Annotated in this window: 1 rRNA gene; it reads right to left on the bottom strand. The window is 54.8% G+C overall.

The features are described from left to right. Nucleotides 1-221: ribosomal RNA gene (locus tag FHC52_RS23125) — 16S ribosomal RNA — on the bottom strand; the annotation flags it as partial.

The following is a 221-nucleotide window of genomic DNA, read 5'->3' as shown; positions in this document are numbered from 1 at the left end:
TTGTATGCGCCATTGTAGCACGTGTGTAGCCCTACTCGTAAGGGCCATGATGACTTGACGTCATCCCCACCTTCCTCCAGTTTATCACTGGCAGTCTCCTTTGAGTTCCCGGCCGGACCGCTGGCAACAAAGGATAAGGGTTGCGCTCGTTGCGGGACTTAACCCAACATTTCACAACACGAGCTGACGACAGCCATGCAGCACCTGTCTCAGAGTTCCCG

Source organism: Enterobacter sp. EC_64 (assembly GCF_019584165.1).
Taxonomy (GTDB): Bacteria; Pseudomonadota; Gammaproteobacteria; order Enterobacterales; family Enterobacteriaceae; genus Enterobacter; species Enterobacter roggenkampii.
This window is presented reverse-complemented; position numbering and strand designations above follow the sequence as displayed.